Origin of the sequence: Botrimarina mediterranea (assembly GCF_007753265.1) — a bacterium.
GTDB classification, from domain to species: domain Bacteria; phylum Planctomycetota; class Planctomycetia; order Pirellulales; family Lacipirellulaceae; genus Botrimarina; species Botrimarina mediterranea.
Map to the genome: position 1 here is coordinate 1007185 of NZ_CP036349.1, position 19679 is coordinate 1026863.

General features: G+C 65.3%; 14 protein-coding genes. 5 read left to right on the forward strand and 9 right to left on the reverse strand.

What is annotated here, in order from left to right; all coding sequences use genetic code 11:
* The first annotated feature begins 9 nt into the window (after positions 1 to 9).
* Positions 10 to 1377 carry a glycerate kinase type-2 family protein gene (locus Spa11_RS03980; RefSeq protein WP_145108232.1) on the forward strand — a complete coding sequence of 456 codons (1368 nt, stop codon included), beginning with the start codon at positions 10 to 12 and terminating at the stop codon, positions 1375 to 1377.
* Positions 1378 to 1590: 213 nt separating this feature from the next.
* Positions 1591 to 3174 (forward strand): alkaline phosphatase D family protein, encoded by a 1584-nt coding sequence (locus tag Spa11_RS03985; RefSeq protein WP_145108235.1) that lies wholly within the window; start codon positions 1591 to 1593, stop codon positions 3172 to 3174.
* Between the two features lie 29 nt (positions 3175 to 3203).
* On the opposite strand, the gene Spa11_RS22735 is transcribed toward Spa11_RS03985, so the two are convergent.
* The 3 genes from Spa11_RS22735 to Spa11_RS04000 all read right to left on the reverse strand — a co-directional run bounded on the left by Spa11_RS22735 (position 3204) and on the right by Spa11_RS04000 (position 8656).
* Positions 3204 to 5015: a family 43 glycosylhydrolase gene (locus Spa11_RS22735; protein WP_197529719.1), complete on the reverse strand. Its 1812-nt coding sequence runs from the start codon at positions 5013 to 5015 to the stop codon at positions 3204 to 3206.
* Between the two features lie 315 nt (positions 5016 to 5330).
* The gene (locus Spa11_RS03995) at positions 5331 to 6887 is read right to left on the reverse strand and encodes a FecR family protein (protein WP_145108238.1); all 1557 of its coding nucleotides are present in this window, start codon (positions 6885 to 6887) and stop codon (positions 5331 to 5333) included.
* Positions 6888 to 7060: 173 nt separating this feature from the next.
* On the reverse strand, positions 7061 to 8656 hold the full coding sequence (locus tag Spa11_RS04000) for a DUF1598 domain-containing protein (RefSeq protein WP_145108241.1): 1596 nt from the start codon (positions 8654 to 8656) through the stop codon (positions 7061 to 7063).
* Between the two features lie 376 nt (positions 8657 to 9032).
* Here Spa11_RS04000 and Spa11_RS04005 point away from each other — a divergent pair, with 376 nt between their 5' ends.
* The 3 genes from Spa11_RS04005 (at position 9033) to Spa11_RS04015 (ending at position 12614) form a co-directional block, all read left to right on the forward strand.
* Positions 9033 to 11333 carry a COG1361 family protein gene (locus Spa11_RS04005; RefSeq protein ID WP_145108244.1) on the forward strand — a complete coding sequence of 767 codons (2301 nt, stop codon included), beginning with the start codon at positions 9033 to 9035 and terminating at the stop codon, positions 11331 to 11333.
* 74 nt (positions 11334 to 11407) lie between these two features.
* Entirely contained in the window at positions 11408 to 11836 is a 429-nt protein-coding gene (locus tag Spa11_RS04010) for a hypothetical protein (protein ID WP_145108247.1), read from the forward strand.
* 295 nt (positions 11837 to 12131) lie between these two features.
* Positions 12132 to 12614 (forward strand): division/cell wall cluster transcriptional repressor MraZ, encoded by a 483-nt coding sequence (locus Spa11_RS04015; protein ID WP_145108250.1) that lies wholly within the window; start codon positions 12132 to 12134, stop codon positions 12612 to 12614.
* Between the two features lie 338 nt (positions 12615 to 12952).
* Here Spa11_RS04015 and Spa11_RS04025 read toward each other — a convergent pair whose 3' ends face one another.
* The 6 genes from Spa11_RS04025 to Spa11_RS04050 all read right to left on the reverse strand — a co-directional run bounded on the left by Spa11_RS04025 (position 12953) and on the right by Spa11_RS04050 (position 19606).
* On the reverse strand, positions 12953 to 14545 hold the full coding sequence (locus tag Spa11_RS04025; protein WP_197529721.1) for a DUF1559 family PulG-like putative transporter: 1593 nt from the start codon (positions 14543 to 14545) through the stop codon (positions 12953 to 12955).
* 112 nt (positions 14546 to 14657) lie between these two features.
* Positions 14658 to 16217 carry a hypothetical protein gene (locus Spa11_RS04030; protein ID WP_145108256.1) on the reverse strand — a complete coding sequence of 520 codons (1560 nt, stop codon included), beginning with the start codon at positions 16215 to 16217 and terminating at the stop codon, positions 14658 to 14660.
* Positions 16218 to 16237: 20 nt separating this feature from the next.
* The gene (locus tag Spa11_RS04035; RefSeq protein WP_145108259.1) at positions 16238 to 16843 is read right to left on the reverse strand and encodes a hypothetical protein; all 606 of its coding nucleotides are present in this window, start codon (positions 16841 to 16843) and stop codon (positions 16238 to 16240) included.
* Positions 16783 to 17289 carry an RNA polymerase sigma factor gene (locus Spa11_RS04040; protein WP_197529722.1) on the reverse strand — a complete coding sequence of 169 codons (507 nt, stop codon included), beginning with the start codon at positions 17287 to 17289 and terminating at the stop codon, positions 16783 to 16785. Before Spa11_RS04040 ends, Spa11_RS04035 begins: the two co-directional genes overlap by 61 nt.
* Positions 17290 to 17482: 193 nt before the next feature.
* On the reverse strand, positions 17483 to 17896 hold the full coding sequence (locus Spa11_RS04045; RefSeq protein WP_145108265.1) for a DUF1844 domain-containing protein: 414 nt from the start codon (positions 17894 to 17896) through the stop codon (positions 17483 to 17485).
* A 24-nt stretch (positions 17897 to 17920) separates the two neighbouring features.
* The gene (locus Spa11_RS04050; RefSeq protein ID WP_145108268.1) at positions 17921 to 19606 is read right to left on the reverse strand and encodes a CTP synthase; all 1686 of its coding nucleotides are present in this window, start codon (positions 19604 to 19606) and stop codon (positions 17921 to 17923) included.
* Positions 19607 to 19679 lie beyond the last annotated feature (73 nt).

Consider the following 19679-nt stretch of genomic DNA (forward strand, 5'->3'; position numbering starts at 1 on the left):
GTCGCGCCGATGAGTGGGCGTCGTGAGCGGTCCCTGCTGGACGACGCCGTGCGCATCTGGCGAGCCGGCGTCGCCGGCGTCGCGCCGGAGCGGTTGCTCGCCGATGCGATCCGGCTTGAGGACACGCTGCTGACGATCGAGACGTCCAGTGGCGACGGCCTCGATATCGATCTCACGGATGTCGGGCGGTTGATCGTCGTCGGCGGTGGCAAAGCGGGCGCCGGCATGGCCCGCGGCTTTGAGGCGGCGATCGCGCCGCTGGTTGAGGCGCGCCGTGTTGCCGGCCTCTTGAGCGTGCCGGCGGACTGCGTCGCGGCGACGCAAGCCATCAAACTCATCGGTGGCAGGCCCGCGGGCGTCAACGAACCACGCCCCGAAGGCGCCGCGGCGACGGCCGAAATGCTGCGATTGGTGAGCGAAGCGGCGCCGAACGATGTCGTGATTTGCTTGTTGTCAGGCGGCGGCTCGGCGTTGATGCCAGCACCGGCGGAGGGGCTAACTCTCGACGACAAGATCGCCGTCGCCAAGTTGCTCGCCGCAGCCGGCGCGACAATCGACGAGTTGAACACCGTCCGCCAACACCTCAGCCGCTTCAAAGGGGGTGGCCTCGCGCGGGCGTGCCGCGCGGGCCGGCTGGTAACGCTGGTGATCTCCGACGTGCTCGGAGATCCGCTCGACTTGATTGCGAGCGGCCCGACGGTCGAGCCGCAATCGACCCCCGCCGACGCGCTCGCTGTCCTCGACCGCTTGCGGCTTGGCGGCGAGCCACAGTTAGCAAACGTCGTTCACATACTGCAATCGACGGCCAACGAAAAGCGCGCGCGACCGACGACGGAAGCAACTACTCTTGTCCTCGCCAACAACGCAACGGCGGTGGATGCCGCAGGCGTCGAGGCGGAGAAGCTCGGCTACAGCCATGCGATGGACTGCGCGCGGCGATCGGAAGGGCCCGCCGAAGAGGTGGGCCGTCACCTCGCGCAGATGGCGCTTCGCATGCGCGACGCGACGGCGCCCAACGAGCCCGACTGCTTGATCACCGGCGGCGAACCGACCGTGATGCTCGCCCCGCCCGAAATTCGCGGCAAAGGTGGCCGCAACCAACAACTCGTTCTCGCCGCTCTACAAGCGATCGGCGATTGCCGCGATATCGCCGTCGTCTCGGGCGGCGCCGATGGCGAAGACGGCCCAACCGACGCCGCCGGCGCGATGGTCGACGAGCGCATCGCCGCGAAGCTCGTCGGCGCCGACCTCGCCGACACGATGCGTCGCAACGACGCTTACCCGCTGTTCGACGGCGTCGAGGCGCTGCTCAAGACGGGCCCCACGAACACCAACGTCTGCGACCTGCGTGTCGTGACCGTGTCGCGCCCCTCGTAGCTTGTCATGCGAGCCGGGAAGCGTCAGCTCCCGGAGTGGAGTGGGCGCGCCACGCCGCAACCGGAAGCTACCCGATTCGCATCGATATTCTCGCGCGTTCGGTGGCATAGCCAACTCAGATAATTATTCACTTCGCGGAGCCTTCATACAGCCGGGTTACACTCGCCGAGAGCTTGATAGGCAATCCTTTCACGTGCGCCGAGGACTCCACCGATGAACCGACCAACCACCACCGAGTTTCGCAACGAAGCCCGCCGCGTCGGGGGGGTCGATCGGCGGCTGTTCATGGCGTACGTCGCCGGCCTCACCGCGGAGCCGTTGTTGGCGAAGGCGGCCCGGATCACAGGCGGCGGTCAACTGCCGGAGTACCCCTTCACGCTCGGGGTGGCGTCGGGCGACCCGCTCGCGACCAGCGTGCTCCTCTGGACGCGTCTGGCGCCACGTCCGCTCGAAGCCGGCGGCGGCATGGACCCGCTGCCGATCGCGGTGAAGTGGGAGGTCGCCGAGGACGAGCAGTTCAAGAAGGTCGTCAGCCGCGGCCGTGAGATGGCGACGCCGCAGCTCGGCCACTCGGTCCACGCCGTCGCCGAAGGGCTGCGGCCCGACCGCTGGTACTACTACCGCTTCACGGCCGGCGGCGCCGAGAGCCCCGTTGGCCGCACACGCACCACGCCGAAGAAGTTCGCCAGCCCGGATGGCTTTCGCTTCGCGTTCGCGTCGTGCCAACACTACGAGTCCGGGCACTACGCCGCCTATCGGCACATGGCCGAGCAGGACCTCGATATGGTCGTGCACCTCGGCGACTACATCTACGAGGGGAAGGCGAAGAAGGGCGGCGTGCGTGAGCACGTCGGCAATGAGATTGAGTCGCTCGATGACTACCGCCGCCGCCACGCGCTCTACCGCAGCGACGCGCTCTTACAAGCGATGCACGCGCAGTGCCCGTGGATGGTGACGTGGGACGACCACGAGTTCGACAACAACTACGCGGCGTCGGTCTCCGAAAAGCTCGAAGTCGATCCGGTCGACTTCCTCGTCCGCCGCGCGAACGCCTACCAGGCTTACTACGAGGCGATGCCGCTGCGGCCGCGCTCGCTCCCCAAGGGGCCGAACCTGCGGCTCTATCGCAAGGTGCGGATCGGCGACCTGGCGGAGATGTTCGTCCTCGACACTCGGCAGTACCGCTGCGACCAGCCTCAAGGGGACGGCAAGCACGCTATCGACGCGACGTGCCTCGCGGCCAACCAATCGATGCTCGGCGCCGAGCAGCTCGAGTGGCTCGAGGCGTCGCTGCTGACATCGTCGTCGCGTTGGAACATCCTCGCCCAGCAGGTGATGATGGGCGCCGTCGATCGAGCGGGCAACGACGAGGGCTACTCGATGGACCAGTGGTCGGGCTACCTCGGTGAACGCAACCGTTTGATGTCGTTCCTCGCCGAACGACGGGTCGCCAACCCCGTGGTGCTCACCGGCGACATCCACTCCAACTGGGTGAACGACCTGCACGCGAACGACCTCGACGAGAAGTCTCCGATCGTGGCGACCGAGTTCGTCGGCACGTCGATCTCTAGCGGCGGCAACGGTCCGAAGAAGACCGACCTCAGCAAGCTGCAAGCCAAGAATCCCAACGTCAAGTTCCACGACCGCCAACGCGGCTACGTCGCCTGCGAGCTGACGCACGACAACTGGACAAGCCGCTACTACACCGTCGACGACGTGACGAAGTCCGACAGCCGCGTCGACGAGCTGGCGACCTTCGTCGTGGAATCGGGCCAGCCCGGAGCGCAGCGGTCGTAGCAGCACGCACACCGTCAGTATTGATCGGGTTACGGCAGGTCGATCGCTTCAACGGGTTCATAAACATCGACCGGCAGGATCGCGCCGTCTTCGCTGTGCCGTAGGGGCGAGAGGCACGTCTCGCGGTTGTAGCCGTCGCCGCCGGGGATCTTGAAGCGGTGGTAGGCGATCACCCAGTTGTCGTCGCCAGGGAGCTTGGCGATCGAGTGATGGCCGGCGCCTTGAATGACGCCGCGCCCTTTGAGGATCGGGTTCTTCGCGGGCTTTTCGTACGGCCCCAGCGGTGAATCCGCCACGCCGTAAGCGACCGAGTAGCGCGGGTCGCGCGTGTCGTACTCGGACCACGTCAGGTAGTACTTGTCGCCGCGGCGGTGGACGAAGGGGCCCTCGTTGTAACCCGGCGGCGTGATGTCGCGCACGTTCGAGGCGTCGAACGAGATCATGTCGTCGCCCAGCCGCACGGCCTTGCAGCGGCCTTGGCCCCAGTAGAGATACGCCGCGCCGTCTTCATCGACGAAGACCATCGGATCGATGCACTGCATGCCGCGGTAGTCACGTGAAGCGACGAGCGGCTTGCCGAGCGGATCGGTGAATGGCCCGGCAGGCTTGTCCGCGACGGCGACGCCGATGTTCTTGTTCGCGCTGTAGTAGTAATAGTACTTGCCGTTGCGCGTCGCGATCGCCGGCGCCCAGGCGTGGATGTCGGCCCACTCGAGGTCGCGCGGCAGGTCGAGGATCACGCCCTCGTCGCGCCAGTCACGGAGGTTCGCCGACGACCACGCATGGAACGAAGTCGAACGCCAACCCTCGGTCCCGTCGGTGGTCGGGTAGAGGTAAGCGCGATCGCCGAAGACCGCGAGGTGCGGGTCGGCGTTGACGCCCGGCAGCACCGCGGCGGGCGCTGCGCGGCCGGCGTCGGGGGCGAGACGCTTGAGTTCGTCGCGCGTCACTCGCAAGAGACTTCCATGACGCTGACCGGGAACGACCGAGCACTTGTCAGAGACGTCACGCCACTCGGTCCAGTCGTCGGTCTCTAGCGCGAGGTAGCGACCCTCCGCGTAGAAGTCGGCGTACAGGATCGTCTTGTCGCCGAGCGACGCGATGGCCGGACCTTCGACCCGTTGGTTCTCCACCAGCGGCTTGGCGAGCAGCCGGTAGGGCCCCGCCATCTGATCCGCGACCGCCGCGACGATGCGGCCCCAGACCTCTTTCGGTTGGTCGTCGGTCTCTTTGCAGACGAGGTAGTATTTGTCGCCCGACCGGACGATGGTCGTGTCGATGTTGTTGAAGCCCGGATCGAACAACATCCGCCGGGGCGAGAACGACTGGAAGTCCTTCGTCGTCACGTAGTAGGCGCGGTGGTAACCACCCTTGGGGTTCGGCGTCGGCGACGCCGAGGGGACATCGGACGACCAGACGATGAGAAACTGCTCGTTCGCCCCGTCGTAATAAACCTCCGGCGCCCAGCAGGTCCGGGTGTCGGCGAGGTCCTCCATCACCGGCAGGTAACGCTGCTCCGACCATGTCACCAGGTCGCGCGAGCTGGCGTATCCGATCCCCTTATCGCCCCAACCCGAGGTCCAAACCATGTGGAACACGTCGTCCGGCCCGCGCGTAATGTGCGGGTCGCGCATCAACTTCGAACCAACGGTCGGCGTAACGATCGGGCCTGGGATCGTCACCCACGTGCGGGCATCGTCGCTGTAAGCGAGGTGCAGGCCATCGCCGTTGCCGCGGAACGAGGTGAAGAGCCAGGCGTCGCCCGACGCCGACTCAGCGGCCGAAACGACTTGACAAGTTGCAGCGAGAGCAAGGACGACAAGCAACCGGTGGCGAATCATAGCAAGGCGGAGAAAGTGGCATTCGAGGAGCAGCGAGAGCACATTCTAACACGCCAAATTTAGATTTCCGACAGAGTGAGGTTCGTTCCTCGGACCGATCAAAGCCACCTGCGAGCCGTGTAGCGTCAGCTCCCGGAGGGGAGCGGGTCCGCGCTGCAACTCCGGGAGCTGACGCTTCCCGGCTCGCTGAGTGCGGAAGAGTTGGTTGATAGTGAAAAGGGGGGCCCGCCACTGTCGCAAGCGGGCCGCTAGGTTGACGTATCAGCCCATCTCAATCCTCGGCGATTGACCGTTGAGACGACCCGCGGATGAGATTCACTCGACCGTGAAGGGAACGGAGAAGAATCCACCACCGAAACCGCCACCACCGCCGCCGAGTCCGCCACTCTTAGGGGTCTCCATCGTGTTGTATTGGTCGCCGGACTCGACGCGGCGAATGAACTTGGCGATCTCACCTTGTACGCGCCGCTTGTTCCGGACAATCAGAGTGGACTGTTTCACTTCGTGCGAAACGGCCTTTTCGTTCGTCTGTATAATCCGAGGCTCGGAGGTCGCCATCACAATCCAAGTCTCGGCGTCGCCCTCACCACCCCAGGTGTCCGGCGCCACCATCTCTGGTATGAGCTTGACGAGGTCGGACGCGACGCCGGTGTAGGTTCGGTAATAAACCGTTGTCAGTTCGTCGCCATCATCGGGCGCTACGCGAGGCTTAGACGACCGCAGAGCTTCGCGGTAGGCCTCAAGCAGAGCGAGCAACTCGACGTGAGTCTGCTCGCGCTGCGAAACGACGAGCGTTCCGGGGGAAGCGCTACGGATATCGGCTTCGCCGCCGCCGTTCTCGGCCCAACTGGCGGAGTCCGTCTGCGCAGTGATCGCTTCGATGAGAGCTTCGGCCTCGTTCCTGTCACGGCAGAGATCACGAACGTCGTAGACAGCGACCTTGAGTTGTGCTTCTTCTCGCTCCATGCTCGTCACCTGGAGCACGCCGCTGTCGATCACCCAATCGAGTTCGAGTTCACGTAGCATCGCCTGGAGGACAGTGCCTACCGGGCGGTCACTCAGGGTTAGCGTGACGGGCTCGCGGTCGCGCAGTCGGATGTCGGCGAGCGCCGGACGGTCCAAACGGATGTCGATCTCCGACTTGGCGGCGAGCTCGGCAACGGCGTCCAGCAACGGCGTGTCGTTGAAGTCGATACTCACCGATTTGCTGAGTTGCTCACGGATTTTCTCGTGCAGCGATGGCTCGCCCACCATCGTCTGGCGGCCGTGGCTACGCAGGGCCTCAAGCAACGCGGCGACTTGGCTCAGCACACGGTCGTTTTGGCTGACGAACAGCACGTCGCCGATCGCCCGGATCTCGCCCTCGCCGCCGCCGTTTTCGGCCCATGTGTCCGCCGCGATCGTCGAGACGATCGTATCAATCAATGAATCTACGTCGATTCCGGAGTCGATCAGATCGCTGACGTTGTAGGCCTGCGTGACGATGCGGGTGAGAACTTCTTCCTCGGAAGTCAGGTGGAGCATTCCCTTCTCCATGTACCAAGCAACTTCGATCTGCTGCAAGCGGTTCAGCAGTAAGTACAGCGGCTGATTGTCGATCCGGTCGCTGAGGGGCTCGGCCAGCGAGACGCCAGCGTCATTGAGGGCCCGCTCGTGAACGAGGACGGAGAGCCCGTTCCTATCGCGGAGCCACTCGACCAGCTCTCGTAACGACGACTCCGTAAAGTCGCCACTAACGGGCTTCGTTAAAAGTTCCGACAGGATTCGTGCGGGATCGATGGTCTTCGGCGTGTCTTGGATCTGTGGCAGTTCATCGGCCGACGAGGTTGCCGCTGACACCGCAATGGTCATCCAGATAAGCGTGCGAAGCATCGGAGCGTTCCTAATGGGTGCGATAAGAGCGCCGGCGCCGGCGTCCCACAGTTCGCGGCGATTTCCCGTGAGTATTGCAGGGGAAGAGATGTTCGACAAAAGAACAGGGCCTTGTCGCAAGGAATGCGACAAGGCCCTGAGAGAGTCAGTGTAGCGAGCTGGCGGAGACCCTCTCAGTCCCACCACCAGTTGTCGCTCGTCTTTGCGGCTTCGACCACCGTGTTGCGTTCGATCGCCAGCTTGCCGTCTTCGTCGAGCTTGACGTTGGCCGCGGCGAGGGCTTCGGTGGGGCGGATCATGACGCCGCCGCCGATCGGGGTCATCAGGGTCCGGCCCTTCCAGAGGGCGTTCACTGCCGAGGCGACCTTCTGCGGGGCGTTCTCGGTCTCGACCGCGTACTTTGACTCGTCGGCGAGCACGCCCATCGACCAGCCGGCCTTCGTAAACAGGTCGTGCTGCTTCATAAACGCGGCGGCGACCGCCATGTCGATGCAGTTGCGGAGCTGGGCGTAGACGGGGTTCGCCTTCGCGAGCTTCGCGTAGTTCTCGGTGAACTCCTTCACGAACAGGTTGCTCGCGCGGTTGTTGGTGCCGAGCTGGCGACGGCCGCCGTCCTTCGAGACGACTTCGTCTTCGCCGACGAGACGGACGCCTTCGCCGACCATCTCCATCGCCAGGCCGTCATCGGTCGCCTTGATGCGTTGGTAGTCGGGGACGAAGTACCAACGCTGCAATGCGTTCTTGCTGACGAAGGCCGGGTTCACGCGGCTGACGTAGCTGTTGATCGGTGCGTCGGCCTTCTCCAGGCCGATGCCGATCAGCTTCATGCGGTAGTCGGCCTCGACCAGCACCTGGGCGAAGTGCGTGTTGGCGGGGACGCCGCCGACGGTGATCTCTTGGTGGCCGAGCGCTTGCTGGAGCTGCCCGGCGATCACGTTCGGGTTGGGCGAACCGACGCGGGCCAAAAACTGCTGCATCCGGGCGAGGCCTTCCTCGGTCGGGTCGATCGAGCAGTAGATCAGCGGCGAATTGTTCGAAGCCGTTTCCGGACCGAACGCGCGCATCGCGGTGACGAGGTCACGCAGTTCGAGGATCGGCGCGCCGGTCTTGACGCCCTGCGGACGGCCGGCAGGCGTGATGGCCCACGGCTCGGCGGGGCCGGCGATGATGATCTCATTCGTCTCGGGGTAGCAGAAGACAAAGTCGATCCGGGTCAGGCCGGCGAGCTTTTGGATGTCGTCGCTAGGCTGCTGGCCCGCGGCGATCTGCTTGGCGAGTTCGGCTTCGAGCTTGGTGAGCGAGACCTTGCGGAGCTGGCTCGGCTTGGCGAGGTCGCCCTGCAGACGGTTCATCGCTTCGGCGACGCGCTGCCGGGCGAGTTGGCCGCCGGGGTCGGAAACGCTGGCGCGATGGAGCACACCGTTGGCGTCGACGATGACGCCCGAGCCGAGGCCACCGCCGCCACCTCCACCGCCGCCAAGGCCGCCGCCACCACCGCCGCCCATGCCGCCGCCCATGCCGCCGCCCATACCACCGCCGCCCATGCCGCCACCCATGCCACCGCCGCCCATGCCGCCGCCCATACCTCCCCCGCCCATGCCGCCACCCATACCGCCGCCCATCTGGGCGAGGCACGACGGGGCGCACATCAGGAGGGCGACGAGTAGTGCCGAGACGAATCCGCGGCTGAGCTTGGCTTTGGCGAGCGTGCCAAGGCCGAGCGTGCCAAGGCCGAGCGTGTCAGTCGAGTGGGGCAGGGTCATGCGCATGAAAGCGTCCTCGAGCGCGATCGCCGCCGGCGTGGCGGCAAGATTCTAAATAGGGTTCGACGACCGCCAGCGCACCGATTGCGTGGGCGCCGGTAGGGGCCTAAGGGATCGACCTTTCAGGGTAATCGGGCAAATTGGGCAAAGCAAGAAACCACAGGGGTTTGTGGCGAATCCGCCGCCCTCGCTGGCCCGCAGACGCTACGACCGCCACAGCCGCTCCAGACTGGCCGGACGGATGGCAAAAAGTCAACGCAGACGTTGCCGTTTGCCAACCTGTCAGGCCAGCGTGGGCTAGGGTTTCGCGGTCCTCCGTCCGCCACTGCGCCTGCGCGCCACCGCCGGAGTGGGGACCACGGCCCAATCCCCCCGGACTTCCGTGTTCCAGCTCTCCCGCCGATCGCCGAAAGCGTGGCGGGTCGCCCTTGTGGCGGCCCTGCTCACCGGCGGCTGCGCGAGTTTGCCGCGGATCGACCCCTCCGGGAGGCGGCTCTTGGTCTGGCCCGAACGCCAAGCCTCGACCGTTAGTCCCTCGCTGGCGACGACCGGCAACGTCACGGTCCCGCCGGTTTTCGCCGGCGCCGTTCCGCCCCCGACGCTGCCGCCGATGCCCGGCGCCCCCGCCGGGCCGGTCGCTGTAACCGCTCAGTCGCCCGTCGAAGAGCAGCTCACCATCACGCCGAGCCGCGTCCTCGCGCCTGTCGGCAGTGAAGTGATCCTGAAGGCGGGCGTTTGTTATAAGGACGGCTACCTCCGCACCAACCGCCGCATTGAATGGATGCTAGGTCAGGAGGGCGCCGGGCAATTCGTCACCGTCGGCGAACGGGGCGAAATGGACTTTATGCGGCTCCCGTGGGAGCGGCCCAACAAGGTCGATAACTCCTACGTCGTCGGCTACACGACGCCGTTCAACGTCTGCCTACGTCGCGGCACCGACGACACTACGGACGACGTGCAGGTCCGCACCGGCGAGGCGTGGGTCACCGTCTCGAGCGCGAGCGAGGGCGTCAGCTACGTCACCGCGACGGCGCCGGAGACCGGCAACTGGGAAGCCCGCCGCAACACGGCCGCGATCTACTGGGTCGACGCCCAGTGGCAGCTGCCGCCACCAACGGTGCTACAGCCCGGCCAGGTCGGCACGCTCACGACGACCGTCACCCGCAAGACCGACGGCGCGCCGCTCGAGGGCTGGCTCGTTCGGTACGAAGTCACCCGAGGCGACACGGCGCGGCTTGGCTACGAGTCGGGCCAGCTCTCGGAGGTAACGACCGACAGCAACGGCCGCGCCCAAGTGCAAATCTCGCCGACCGACGATCAACCCGGCACGGCACAAGTGAAGGTCACCGTGATCCGCCCCGCGAAGAGTGCGCCGATGGCCGCGCCGCGGTTGGAGCTTGGCGGCGGCGAGACGGTGGTCAGCTGGACGCCCACGGCCGTCCAGCCGATCGGCCCGCCGGTCAGCGGCGGCATCACTTCGCCCCCAATCACGGGAGGCGGATCGCCCAACCCGCCGGCGCCGTTCGAGCCGCCACCGACAGGCGGCGGCGACACGCTCGGCGAGACGACGCCACAGATCGGCCCGCGCATCGAGCTGGTGTTGCGTCGGGCTTCGACCGGCGCCGTACGAGTCGGCGATCCGATCCCGGCGACCATTGAGCTGCTCAATACAGGTGACCAACCGACGCAGAACATGCGGCTATCGGTGGAGTTCGACCGCGGCCTTTCGAGCCCGCAAGACACGATGGGGCGCTACCGCCTGGAACGCAGCGACTTGCCGACCCTCGCGCCGGGCGAATCGCGCACCGTCGATCTCGACTTCTCCGCCGTCGAGGTCGGTGAGCAGTGCTACCGTGTCCAAGTGACGGCCGACGGCATGGCTTCGGCCGCCGACCGGCAGTGCGTTACCGTCGAGAGCGAGGCGCCGGCCGCTCGGCCTCAGGTCCGCATTCAGAGCGCTCTCGATGCGGTGGGCGAGGTGGGGCAGCAACTCAGCTACCTCGTGACGGTCTACAACGACGGCTCCGCGCCGGTGGAGGACCTGACAATCGAAGTCGTTGCCGACCGACAGCTTGACGCCGTTCAAGCAACCAGCGGCTCCTCCCCAGCGCCTGGCGGCGTGCGCTGGGAGGGAGAGACGATCCCCGCGGGAGGCAGCATGCAATTCGAGGTTCAATTCGATTGCGAATCGGCGACCGATTTGGCGAAGGTCACCACCTGGGTTTCGCAGGCGGGCGTCGACCTTGGGCAGAAAACCGACGGCATCGAAATCCGCCCGGCCCGTCCCGCGACGACGCCCGAGACGACCCCCGAGCCGGCGGCGCCGCGTGGCGACCTGGAAGGCGTCCTCAGCTCGACGGCGAACCCCGCCAAGGTCGGCCAACCGGCGACGCTCAACTTGACGATCACCAACCGCTCCGGCGCCGACCTTGGCAACGTGCAGTACCGGCTCGTGTTCGAAACCAACCGGATCCAGCCCACCGTCCCCGCCGGCGCCCAACAGAACCAGAACACCATCGAGTTCCCCGCCGTTGGCTCGCTCGCGGCCGGCGAGACCTTCCGCATCGCCGTCCCCTACACGCCCGTGCAGCAGGGCCTCACAACGGTGTGGCTAGAAATGCGCAGCGGCGCCGACGGCGCCACGGCGACGGCGACCGAGTCCATCTCGATCAGCCCACGGTAGGATTTCTTAGCGTCTCCGCGCCTTTGCGTGAGACAATCAGCGAAGGTTCACGAAAAGGCGCGGAGGCGCTAAGGATGGATGGTTCGATGGCGCCGGCGACGCTCCGCTGGGTCTTGTTGCGGCACGAGTGCCCTCCGGGTTATCGCGGTGGGTCGCATTGGGACTTGATGCTCGAGCGCGCGGCGGTTGCGGACGAGCGGCGGTTGGCGACTTGGTCGCTGAGCGAGTTACCTGCGGGATGGCCGGGCGCGGCGGATGGGGCGTCCCCGGAAGTTGTGGCGAGTGCCCTTGATGATCATCGCGCGGCTTACCTGGAGTACGAGGGCCCGCTCAGCGGCGCCCGGGGGAGCGTGACGCGCGTCGCGGGCGGGGTAGTGGTTTGGCGCGAGGCGGCTGAGGGGCGGGTCGCTGTGGAGCTGCGTGGCGGCCTCTGTGGGGCGATCTTGCTCGAGGGGGACCAAGTGGTGGGGTGGCGGTTGATGTGGCTTCCGATTGGCTCCTAGCGGCTCCTAGCGGCCTTCTAGGCCTTCCTGTGGGAGGGGTCTCCAGACGCCGATGACGCGCACCACGCCGTACTCGGAATGGATGCCGTAATCGGGGTCTGGAGAACCCCTCCCACAGCAAAGACCGCTGCGGCTAATCGCATCGCGAACTCACTCGAAAAGTAGTTGCAAAGGGCGGCGGGGCCCGTATACTCGGCCCGTCGGTCGCCAGATTGGGTTTGAAACCCACGAAAGCGGCCAGCAATCGGCCAGGGTGGGCCGCTGTCTCCGATAGCTGCCCTAACCAGTCCCGGCCGTGCTAACTGGCGAAGCGATCCGTGCGCTCGACGAACGCTACCGACTGACGCTGCCGGCAGAGCTGGCGGAGGCGGTTGGTGGCGGCCCCGTTGCTGGTCAGGGGGCAGAGTGCCTGATTGCTAAAGAACGCCCGGGCTGCCTCAGCCTGTGGCGACGCGACGCTTGGGAAGAGAAGCAGCGGCAGGCTGAGTCGATCGTTAGCTCGAAGCTCGCCACGGGCCGGCTCGACGGCCGCCTCGGCGACGTGCAGCGGCTCGGCAGGTTGCTCTCCACCCGACAACGAACCATCCCCATCGCCGGCCGCGGCCGGATCGTCATCCCAGAAGGATTCCGCGAACTGTTGGGCGTCGAACCCGGAGGTAACGTCTCGGTCGTCGGCGCCGCGGTGTGCGTCGAGCTGTGGCGTCCCGAGGCGTGGGCCGAATGGATCGGCCGCGAGATGCCCGGCTTCCGAGAGCTGTTTGAAGAACTCGCCCGCTAAGCCGCCAGCGGCTGGCCCCCCGCCCCACCCAGCCGCAAGCGCTGTCCTTCCTACCAGCCTACCCACCTACCGGTCGAACGGCCTTTCCCAGCTATCTCCGCCACGCCCGAACGGGGCGAACCCGCGTAAATCCACGGCCGCCCGTCAGCGGTTGGGGTGCAAGTCACGACGGATCGACGAGGGGCATCGGATGCCCACCGTTACCGCCCCGTCGGGCGTGGCGTTTTTGAGATTGAGGATTTTGACCCCACATGCATTCAACTCCACCCTTCATTTAGCCCCCGGTCAATGACCGGGGGCTAATTGCGTATTGGGGATCGAGCGCGCGACAGGGCCAATCACCGCGAGATCGCTTCACCACCGTTCTTGGTGATCAACTTCTTAAGCAGCCCTGGGTCGATATCGAAGGGCTCAAATCGCGCGGATCCATCATAGTACCCGGTGACGAATCCCTCACGCTTGTCCGTGCGGAGCTTCGCTAGCGGGTCCTCGAGATCGACCTCCCAATCATCGGGCTTGGTCCAAAAGACCGCGTGCTCCGGCGCCACTTCGGCGACCATGATCGTTTTCGACAAGCCGTCGGTGATGTCACGGAACGTCTCGCTCGGCTGCAGGAAGCACATGCGTCCAGACGTTGGCTTCTCGATTGGCTCAATGTCTCCTCGCGCCGCAGCAAGGTCCGAGCCTGCATAGACGGGCCGCAGAAAGCTTGTCAGCCCTTCGCGATTATCTCGGCAGTAGACTTGGGGCGCCGATCGTTTGGCGACTTCCAGGTTGTGCGGACTGTCCCACGATTCGTCGAGGTGTAGTTCCTTTAAGAAGGTTTCCTGCTCCAAGAAGGGGAGGAGCAACACCCGCCACGACAGCAGCGGTTTACCATCCTTGTCTACCACGTTCGTAGGAAGAGAGCCGCGAACATCATGGTAATTGTGCATCGCCAGAATGATCTGCTTCATGTCGTTCATCTTGGACGATCGCTTGGCGCGTTCCTGCGCCACAACTATTGCCGGAGCGAGGACGTTGGTTGCGAATTGCCTCACAGCGGCGTCGGCAGAGTCGATTCGCATCGTCACCGCGGCGTCGTCCACGCGAGGCGCCAACAACTCGGCGGTTTCCTTCGCACCGGCGGCGTAGGGTGGCTGGTTCGTCTCTACCCAAACAACGCCGGTTTGCAGCCCCGCTGAGATAGCTTGCGCAATTGACTCACGGGCGGAAGGATTGGGCGAAGTGATTGTCAGCGAAGCGATCGGCGCCGCGCCGAGTTGGACGGTCGCCGTGACGCTACGTACGTCGTCGGCGACGAGCGGGCCCGTCAGTTTGTCGTATGGGGGCGGAAGCATCGGCCACAGCTCACGCAGCACCCGCCGCGCGTCGGCGCCGGGAGAGAGGACAGCGCTGAGGGCGGCGTTGGCCGACGAGTGTGCGTCGGCTAGGTCGGGACGCGCGGCGGGCGTTAGCTTTGCGTAGCGATCTAGTGTCGCGGTCGTGGCGACCAGCAGCGTCGAGCCGGACAGCCGCGCCTCAAATCCCGGCGTCATCTGCAATCGCGGCTGTAACCAGTCGCGCACCTTCATCGCCGCCGCTTCGTCGGGAAGTTTGGTGACGAGCAACGGGCCATGGTTCATCGTCAGGTCTTCGATCGCGACGACGAGGCCGATCTCCTTGACGCCGAAGTCGCGCAGCTCTCGCAGTTGGCTGATCGCTTGCCGCGTGATCATGGCCGGCATCGTGGCGTCGCCCGAACGGAGCGCCGGCGCCGCGGCTTCGATCGTTGCGATCAGCCACTGCGCCGATTCGGTCGAGGTCATTTCATCGAGATCGAGCGACGCGACGAGGAACGTGCCGTCTTCGAGATAGTTATCGAACGGCGTCGCGGCGTGAGTAGCAGCGGTGATGAAGAGCAGAGCGAAGCAGCGCAGGAAGTGGCGCATGATGAACCTCCGTTGTGACGGCGAGCCGGCGACGTTAGTCGTCGGTGGGAAGCGAGCAAGACTTTCAATCTCTCTGCGGGTTCCACCCCCGATTAACATCGGGGGCTCGCCTTTAAGGTTTCGCGATCGTGATCTCGTAGCGCCGCGAGTACCCGGGGAAACCCTCCGACGCGGGCAGCTCAAGCACCGCGGTCTTGCCGTCGCGGTGGTAGAGGAACGGCTTGTCGGTCGCGGGGTTCAGCGGCACGGGGACGCACGTCACGTCGTCGAGTGTGTCGGGCCAGCGGCTGTCGTTGCGAGCGGCGTGCATCCGCAGGGCTTCGATGACCCGCAATGCGGCGAGGTCGCGCGCGGCTCGTACCTCCGAGGAACGGACGGTTCGGACGGTAAAGAGCATCCCGATTCCAAAGGGGAGCACTTCTCGGTCAGGACCGTCAGAGAAGAGCACGTTAGCGTCGTGATAGTCCTGGGCTTCCTTGTCCAGCGGTTTTGACGCCGAGTACGGAGCTAGGTAGGCCTTAAGATATCGGTCCGCCCTCATTTGCATGATGCGGTTGGAGTAGAGTGAGAGGACTTTGCCGACCGGCATGGCTTCGACTTCCGGCGGAGTCATGCCCCAATCGACGAGTCGCGTTTTGGCGTGGGTATAGCCGACGACGCCGGTCAGTAGAGGTAGAGCACGATTCACCAAAGCCAATTGCATGTCATGCGACTTTTGATTGCCGGACAAGAATGCGGCCTCTTGAATCAAAGCCGGCGTGTGCTTTTTCCAATGGGCGTTCCACTCTTCGGGCGATCGCTCAACGCCGTCAGTCTCTTCTAGCAGAGGGAAGAACCTCGCAAAGTTTGCGGATTCGTTCCAGATGGCGTCACGTAACGACACGGGAGGATTCGGGATTGCTGACAAAGCCCAGTAGAGATTGGGCGACTCCGGCGCAGCGATGAGGTCGGCGACGCCCGAGTTGGCGATGCCGGTGATCGCGATGCCAACGAGCCCGCAAACAATGAGCGGCTCCTGCGAGACATCAGCGCCGAGCTGGTACTCCGTGCGCAGATACTTGACCGCGTCTTCGTAACGTCGCTCGTGGATGGCGAGCCGCATTTGAAGATTTAGCATCCGAGCAAGCGATCGCGACGACTGCATCTCCGGTAGTAGGAATTCAAAGAACTCGGTACCCCTGAACTGCTCCGAACGAATCCCCCAATCGCAATCGCGACGCATGGCGCCGGGGACGATGTGGTCGTCGACTAAGGATCGCGACAGACTACGTCCTGCCTCATCAAGCTTATTCCACGCGACTTCATTGACTGGGATTCCAGCCGTGTAGTAAGGCTCGAAATCGTCGTTGCCGATGAGCTTATTCCATGTGGACCACGCATGGGTTTCTTCAGGGTAGGCCCGGGCGTACCACTGCGGACGATTTCCCGGCAGGCGTTCATGCAGCCCGTAGGTCAAGCGGTGCTCAAACACCGGCGATGGTTCGTCGGCGGGGGTGACCTCCATCTGGATCACGACGTGGCCGGTGTTCTTCTCGTCCTCGATGTGACGTACCCCGGCCGAGGCGGTTGCTGAGAACGTAGCCGCGATGAGCGCGGCGAGGAGCGCTCGTAGGTCAGGCTGTGCCTGACGGCGCCGTCGCAACGCGCTATCCATCGGGGTGGCGTCAGGCACAGCCTGATCTCCGGGATTGTTCATGCCAGCTTCTCCGAGTGGGAGGACGATTGGTCGGCTTGGGGGTCGTTGGTCTTCGTGGTCGCGGACTTCTCGGCGGGGAGGTACATCCGCAGGAGTCGCGCGGCGGTGGGGGGCGGCTCGATGGGCAGCGACGCGTTGTAAACGCCCTCGACTCGCGGCGGCTCGGGGAGGGCGTCGATCCCTTCGCGGAGCACGAGGTCGCGGCGGCCCAAGTAAGAGTCGGGGTCGGGCGTCGCGGCGACGAACCACAGGGCCCAAGCCGGCGGCGTCGGCGCGCTCGGCGTGCGGAATGGTTCGGCGATCGGCTCTGGCTCAGGGGCGACGACCGGTTCCGTCATCACGATCGTTGGCGCCGGCGGCGCCGAGTCGGCAATCGGCAACGCTTCGCGCTGCTGCACGACCACAATTGCGAGCACCGCCGCCGCGGCCGTCGAAACCAGCGAGTACGCTTGCCAACCACGGGCGCTACGCTCGGCGCGCGCCGCAGCGCGGCCCGCTTCGAACCAGAGTGCGGGCGCGTCGAGCTCGAGCGGCGCCGGCGTTAGCGCCGTGCGGTAGAGTTCTGTGAGTTTGTCGTTGATTGGATCAGTTTCGGGTCGCATGGCGCCTCCAAACGGGTGCGGAGTTGCGAAAGGGCGTTCTCGGTGCGGCGGTGGACGGCGCTCTTCGACGAGCCCACCGCCGCGGCGATCTCGTCGTACGTCAGGTCGCTGTAGAAACGGAGCGTCACGAGCTCGCGGTCGTCGGGCGACAGTTCGGCGAGCGCCGACACAAGGTCGAGCGCTTCGGCGGGATCACTTGTCGTCGCGATGAGCCGATCACGCCAAGCGGCCGACTCGTGCCCCGTACGGCGACGCGCGGCGCGGGATGCGTTGAGCGCCCGTTGTCGCACCCGGGCGTAGAGCCACGCCACGGGGCTGTCGGGCAACCGCGGCAGGCCGGCGAGCTCCACGAGGGCCTCCTGCACGCAGTCCTCGGCCGCGGCCGTCCAGTTGGCGGCGTACAGCGCAAGGGCCGGCCCGTTTTCGGCGAGGAGCCTACCGAGCACATCAGCCCGCTCCACCTTTAAAGGGGCGCGTTGCGGCACTCGGGAAGCTCCGGGACGAGAACATGACGGGTCGGTCGCTCAGATAAGAGACACCGGCCGGCGGGGATTGTCCCGGAAAAAAAGTCGGCTCCATCATTTAGCCCCCGGTCATTGACCGGGGGCTAATTGCGCATTGAGGGCCGAACACGCGGCGTCACTTCACCGCGACAAACGCCATTCGCAGCTGATGCAAGATATCGTCGAGCGCAATGGCCTCGTCCGACGTGAGGTTGCCGGCGGTCTTTTCCTGCAACATCGCCAGCGTGTCGATGAGGTACTGCGCCTGGTTGCGGCGGAGCTTGGTTTCGCCCGTCACGGGGTGCGGGAACTGGCCCAGCGAGAGCAACGCTTCGGTGGCGAGCGACGACATCAGCATGCCGATCGACGCGGGGGGCATCGGTGGGTCGTCGGGGTCTGGCGAGCCCTCAACGTTGGTTGGGGGAGTTTGTGATTCAACTCCACCGACTGACGTCGGAGGCTCGCCAGTTCCGTGCGCTGCGGCTTGCTTCTCTTTTTCGACTTGGGACTTCCAGTCTTCGTCGATGAAGATCTTCTTCTCGTCGCTCATCGTTTCCCTCGTCTTCTCGATGCTTTAACCGACGTGTTGGGTTTCGTTGGGCTGGTGCGAATCGGCCGGTTGGGCGGCGCGTTCGTTGCGGCGCTTGCGGTGCGCGACGGCGGCGCCGACGAAGCCGGCGAACAGCGGCTGTGCCGCGATCGGCTTGCTCTTGAACTCGGGGTGGTACTGCACCGCCAGGAACCACGGGTGGCCGGGGATCTCGACGGCTTCGACGAGCTTGCCATCGGGGCTAGTGCCGCCGAAACGCATGCCGTTGGCTTCGTACTGCTGGCGGTACTGGTTGTTGAACTCGTAGCGGTGGCGGTGGCGTTCGCTGACCTCTTCCTTGCCATAGCACGAAGCGATCAGCGAACCCTCGGCGAGCACCGCGGGCTGCGCGCCGAGTCGCATGGTGCCTCCCTTGTCGGTGACGTCGCGTTGCTCGTCGAGCAGGCAAATCACCGGGTGCGGCGTGTCCTTGTCGAACTCGGTGCTGTGGGCGTTCTCGAGGCCGATGACGTCGCGGCCGTACTCGACGACGGCGCACTGCATGCCGAGACAGATGCCGAAGAACGGGACGCCGCGTTCACGCGCCCAGCGGATCGCCTGGACCTTGCCCTCGATGCCGCGCTCGCCAAAGCCGCCCGGAACGAGCACGCCGTCGTAGCCCGACAGCAGGCGCTCGGGCCCTTCGGCTTCGACGTCTTCGCTGCGGATGCGGCCGATGCGGATCTGCGCCTTGTGGTGGATGCCGGCGTGGTCGATCGACTCGTAGATGCTCTTGTAGGCGTCGCGGTGCTCGGCGTACTTGCCCACCACGGCGATCGAGATCTCGTGGTCGGGGCGACGCAGGCGGTTGAGCAGGTCGTGCCAGTCGTCGAGGTTCGGCTCGGGCGTATCGAGGCCGAGACGCTCGCAGATCTGCGCGTCGAGCCGGTTCTCCACCAGCGACAGCGGCACTTCGTAGATGCTGAAGTCCTTGTCGCGTTCTTCGATGACGGCGTCGACCGGCACGTTGCAGAACAGCGCGATCTTCTCACGGTCGTCGCGGCCGATCGGCTGTTCGCAGCGACAGACGAGGATGTCCGGCTGGATGCCGATCTGCCGCAACAGGCCGACGGAGTGTTGCGTAGGCTTGGTCTTCAGTTCGCGGGCCGCCTTGAGATACGGCACCAGCGTCAGGTGCATGAACAGGCAGTTGCCCTTGCCCGCGGTAAGCGCGAACTGGCGGATCGCCTCCATGAACGGCAGGCTCTCGATGTCGCCGACGGTGCCGCCGATCTCGGTGATGACGACATCCGGCTTGCGGCCGCTGGAGTCCTTCGTCTCGGCAAGACGGGCGATGCACTGCTGGATCTCGCCGGTGACGTGCGGGATCACCTGCACCGTCTTGCCGAGGAACTCGCCGCGGCGTTCCTTCTCGATCACTGACAGGTAGATCTGCCCGGTGGTGTAGTTCGAGTCGCGCGTCAGCGGGCCGCTGGTGAAACGCTCGTAATGGCCGAGGTCGAGGTCGGTCTCGGAACCGTCGTCGAGGACGTAGACCTCGCCGTGCTGGTAGGGGGACATGGTCCCCGGGTCGACGTTGAGATAAGGGTCGAGCTTCTGCATGCGGACCGAGAGGCCCCGCTTCTCGAGCAGCATGCCGACCGACGCGGAAGTGAGCCCCTTGCCGAGCGAGCTGACGACACCGCCGGTAACAAAAATGTGCTTGGCCATTCTGGGGGGCTCCATTCCGTGGGAAAGGGCAATCCTTGGGCAGGCCAATCCTCGGGCGGGGCTGGCCGTGGCG